6 protein-coding genes are annotated in these 4717 nt (G+C 43.5%); 1 reads left to right on the top strand and 5 read right to left on the bottom strand.

Annotation, left to right across the window (positions count from 1 at the left end; all coding sequences use genetic code 11):
* Positions 1-262: 262 nt before the first annotated feature.
* The 5 genes from IM479_RS12750 to IM479_RS12730 all read right to left on the bottom strand — a co-directional run bounded on the left by IM479_RS12750 (position 263) and on the right by IM479_RS12730 (position 4304).
* Positions 263-1078, bottom strand: coding sequence for a S1C family serine protease (locus IM479_RS12750; protein WP_287687503.1), 816 nt, complete (start codon positions 1076-1078; stop codon positions 263-265).
* A gap of 181 nt (positions 1079-1259) precedes the next feature.
* Positions 1260-1895 (bottom strand): COP23 domain-containing protein, encoded by a 636-nt coding sequence (locus IM479_RS12745; RefSeq protein WP_287687501.1) that lies wholly within the window; start codon positions 1893-1895, stop codon positions 1260-1262.
* A gap of 161 nt (positions 1896-2056) precedes the next feature.
* A complete protein-coding gene (locus IM479_RS12740; protein WP_287687499.1) occupies positions 2057-3145 on the bottom strand; it encodes an isocitrate/isopropylmalate family dehydrogenase in 1089 nt (362 codons plus the stop codon).
* A 201-nt stretch (positions 3146-3346) separates the two neighbouring features.
* Complete coding sequence (locus IM479_RS12735; protein WP_286826460.1) at positions 3347-3583, bottom strand: NifU family protein; 237 nt, start codon at positions 3581-3583, stop codon at positions 3347-3349.
* Between the two features lie 73 nt (positions 3584-3656).
* Positions 3657-4304 (bottom strand): DUF3386 domain-containing protein, encoded by a 648-nt coding sequence (locus tag IM479_RS12730; RefSeq protein WP_286826459.1) that lies wholly within the window; start codon positions 4302-4304, stop codon positions 3657-3659.
* Positions 4305-4557: 253 nt separating this feature from the next.
* Between IM479_RS12730 and IM479_RS12725 the strand changes: the two genes are divergently transcribed.
* Positions 4558-4717 (top strand): helix-turn-helix domain-containing protein (locus IM479_RS12725; protein ID WP_287687504.1); only part of this gene is annotated, 160 nt, incomplete at its 3' end.

Genomic DNA, 4717 nt, shown 5'->3' with positions numbered 1-4717 from the left:
ACCGCACTTTTTCTCGGTCAATGATGACAATAAGTTATGACTTAGAAACTAATCAACAACTAAAGCTTATGCTTGTAGCTAAGTGAAATCATTGATTAAGAGACCTGTGCTTTTCAATAACTTTTTCAGCAAACCCTAATATAAGGATAACGGCTTGGTTTCACCGATGCCATCCCGACCAGATATTGCGCTCTCTAGATGGTGGTGTGGGAAATGAGTTTCCTGTTTGCGGGGGAGAAAATTGCAATGGAGTGAATGGCGATCAAGAAGGGTGATCCGAGAATTTTAGCCCCAACTGCCAGAGAGTTTGGCTAGGAATAGCCCAACTAAATTGATTCATCTGTCTTTTGAGAAATTTTGAAGCCACCGAGCCATCACTGAAAGTATAGGAATTCCCCCAAACCGGACTGGCATCAAGTCCATTAATACCAATTACCTGACCTTGGTCATTAAGCAAGGGACCCCCACTCATTCCCTTTTCAATACGATTGTTATAGCCGATGCGATAACCACCGTCAAATGTCTGGTCACTCAACATCGAAATTTGACCAGTCGTCAGGATAAACCCGCTATTTTGATCACGACGCTCTTGAAAAAAAGGAAAACCGGCTGCAAATACGGCATCACCCACTCTTATATTCGACGAATCCCCGAATGAGGCGATCAAATAGGTTCGAGAACTGTGAAAAGACAATAGGCTCAAATCATTACCATCAAAATTGATGGAATTTAACACTTTTGCCTGATAAATTTGACCATCAGGAGTTTGGATTCGATAATAGTTGTCAGAAGCTTGTTCAAGAACGTGCTGGTTGGTCAGAACCGTATAAACTTGGCCTTCTCTACGAACTAAAATTCCCGATCCTGATCCTTCTTTCGATAAAATCTTCACAGTAATTGCGCGGGCTAATTGATGCAATTGCTGTTCTGATGCTTTTTCACTTGTACTTGACTGACGGGAACCACTGTCTGAGTTAACCTCCCAAGCAACGGTCTTGGGATGAAGGGACTGTGCCAGCAGTCCCCCCACGAGTAAAATGCCAGCACAGGTGCCAGATATCTTGCAAAAATATTTCATGCGATCTACGACTAACTGAATCCCTAGCAGGTCGAGTTTATTTGGATTTTTGTTCCTACTTGTGAGTATTTATTATCTATTTTAGATATTTAGATAATTGTTTGAACAAGCGAAGCCAGGAAAACCGAGCCTTGTTTAGTCATCAGAAAAGTCTATCACAGAAGAAACGATCACAACTCGTTTACCAGCGAGAACCGCCAGAAGGAGATTGGTTGGGTTGGGTTGTTGTCGCTGGAGTCTCGCCAGCGGAACTACCTGAAGATGGGCTATTTTCAGGGGCAACATTACGCAGAAAATTTTGAAAGTCGATGGTAATTGTTTTTCCATCGGCAGAACTTTCCGATAGTGGTTTAGGATTAGAACCACTAGCAGTTCTTCCTGCCCGCAAATCGAATAGCCCTTGCACAACCCTTACAGCATCTTCGCCTTTTGAGAGTGTAAATAATAAGTTTGAAGAACTAGGACGGTCACGACCACTAGCAGGAGAGTAAACAACGGGCAAACCGTTCAAAAAGCCCGTCGTGATGATTTCAATCCCATTGGGTTCCCGTTCAGATAATCTGTTGAATCGACCAGTTACTTGTTCGCACCGGAGTTGGGGAGGATAGCCAGCATCACTAAATATTTCACGTTTCCAATAAATAATTGGTCTTTTATCCCCCCTACCAATATAGTAAGTTGTGGGAACCCCTCTGGAGTCCGGATCACAAATGAATAGAGGATCGTCTGCACCTTGGCTCGGTGATTGTAAGGTCAAGGCAGCTCCTACACCAATCAGAGCAATGGTCAGAGTTTTTGTCAAAGTTTGTAGTTTCATTGTTCTTATCCTAATCCTGCAAAGGGACTCTGTTACACACTTCAAAGGTAGCCGTTATTTCTCCGCAAAACAAACAAAAGCAAGGCCTTTGCAACAATTCTTATTTTTTGGGATTAGCTTTTCTTCAAACTCCTGTTAAGATAGCAATCAGATGAGTTCGTTTACCCCAAAGCAGACCAAACTTCTAACTTACTGACCACGCGACGAATCACCTCATCGGTAAACTCACTCATGGTCATTTGTCCCCCTAAATCGGGGGTTTTTTTGCCCTCGTGAATAGTTTCAAAGACACTTTCATAAATTGCCCGAGAAGCCTTGCGCGCTTCGCTAGTTTCGATATAACCTAACAAAGCTGCCGAGGCTAAAATCATCGCCATGGGATTAGCAATATTTTTGCCCTCTAAAGCGGGGGCTGTGCCGTGGGGAGCTTCTGCCATAATAGTTTTAACCGCTAAAGTCTCCTCATCAAATCCCAAAACTAAACTTTCGGCCCCGGCAATACTGCCATAGAGTTGCAAGACAAAATCCGATAATAAATCGCCATCGCGATTAAGTGCCGGAATCACCAAAGCTTCGCCGTCGGTTTGTAAAAGTAGGGCAAAAGTTGCATCAATTAACAGGGGTTGATAACGTACTTCCGGATGTCTTTGGGCTGCCGCGTCTAATTCCTCTTTAAACATTCCTTCGTAGGTGGCACTGACGGTGAATTTTGGGCCGCCAAATACCCGCGCCCCGGTTTTTTTGGCGTGTTGAAAGGTAAACTCGGCCACAGCGCGACTGGTAGCCCTAGAAATGCGCGAGGTGCGATAGGCAATTTCATCGCCGGTGGCCGTGGTTTCTCGCCATTCTTTGGCCCCGTAGGCATCGTCAACGGCCATGCGGACAATGGCAATGGGAGAATAAACGCCCCCAATTGGACGAATACCGGGGATACGGCGACCGATGCGGAGAATTACCTGAGAATTCATTGCTTCTCTTAAAATAGCGTTGGGACTGCCCACATCTCCTTTGATTTCTGGGGTAATAGTAGCAGCTTTGAGGGCTAATCCGGTTTTGAGAGTCGCTTCGGCGGCCTCATAAACCACTTGATTGTTACTCTGGCGACGCTGGGCTAAACTAAGATCAAAATCGGCAAAGTTAAGCGGTTGACGAATTATCGAGGGTTGCAATACTCTCAGGGCTTCTAGTAATAGTTCTTCTCCAGTTTGGTCGCCGTGCATGACCACAATGGTGGGGATATTTTCCGTCATAATTTTTGAGTTTTAATAAAAATTTTCAAGTATATGTTAATGCTTAATTGTCTGGTTAATTGGCTAAAAAAGATACTTTTTATCTTAATTAATTCTGTAATTTTATCAATCTTGCAGAAAAAAATATATAATCAATATTATGCCCGATCGCTAATTTAACTTAGTCAATCGGGCGGTGGTGAGAATTAATTAACCCAAGATTTAGAAAGCTTGTTCGACTTCGGCAATTTCGGGAATCATTTCCCGGAGACGACGTTCGATGCCCATTTTCAGGGTTACGGTGGAACTGGGACAGGAACCGCAAGCTCCTTGAAGACGCAGTCTGACGACTGGCCCGTCGATTTCGACTAATTCCACGTTACCACCATCGGACATCAGGTAGGGGCGCATTTCATCTAAGACTTGTTCGACGTTATTGGGGGTCAGTGTTAAAGACATAATCAGCCTCTGGTCAGAGATTTATTACAGTGTAGTTACCTCGATCCTAACGCTTTTTGGGCGGGAATAACCCTTAAGATTGTAAAAGCTGCAGATTGATAAAAGTGAATTCTGTGGTGGATTTTTCGCCCCCGGCGTCGATTGCATTAATCACTTGACAGGAGGGTAAATAATAATTACCGATTTTTTCGTAGGTTTCCTTAAAGTCACGTTTTCCCTTTAATTCATCGGTTTTGGCATTGCGGAAAATGGCATTATAGCGAATAGAAATATAACCTTCCCCCGTATCGAGACTTTCCTCGGTATTAATAGTAAAAGCCATCGGTCCCATGACTCGACTGACTTGACAGATTTCCTGGCCGCGGACTTTATAATTAGACCCCATAGCATCGCCGGTGACAAGAATTTCTACCGCACCGGTGGGATCATCTTCCCCGAAATTAAACTGGTTTTTGCCGTGGGAACCCTCAAAATTGCCTCTTTTGCGGTGAGTAACAATATCGCGCATTTGATTATAGATACTTTCTTGCACTTTCTCGTCATCAATGCCCGTTACTTCCACAGTATAATCAGCATTAACTTGAATTTTGCCCGTATGGACTTCCTCTCCTTGGGTGAGGATAATATCAGCAGTGTAACCGGGAAATCCTTCATCCCAAGTGTAACGGTTTTCGTAGGCGGAGCGGAAAATATCTCGGGCGTTCGTCGTGGCTACAGTCATAATTGCTTTACTTGTGTTGATAACTCTATTTATATCATTGTCCCTGATTTTTTCGCCTCTGGCCGAGATTTCTAGAAAACTAGATGAATTTGATAACTTAGGGAAAAAGCCAATTAGAATGGACTAAGGAGCCGTCCCTGACTCGATTTTAATCAACTTCATCGAAAATTTTGGATCTGAAACCCCGTCGTTTCACGACGGCTTTACTGTTAAATACTAGCACATTTACGAAATATATGCTAAAATGTGAGACATGGAAAAAGCCTATTGGTTCCGATTTTACCCCACACCAGAACAAGAGTCGCTATTGCGGCGCACTTTGGGCTGTGTAAGATTAGTTTACAATAAAGCTCTCCATGTCAGAACACAAGCATGGTACGAAAGACAAGAAAGAGTAGGATATACTGAAACTT

Source organism: Microcystis sp. M165S2, from assembly GCF_020245885.1.
Taxonomy (GTDB): domain Bacteria; phylum Cyanobacteriota; class Cyanobacteriia; order Cyanobacteriales; family Microcystaceae; genus Microcystis.
The sequence above is the reverse complement of the archived record's forward strand: the minus strand, read 5'-3'. Positions and strand labels throughout refer to the sequence as shown.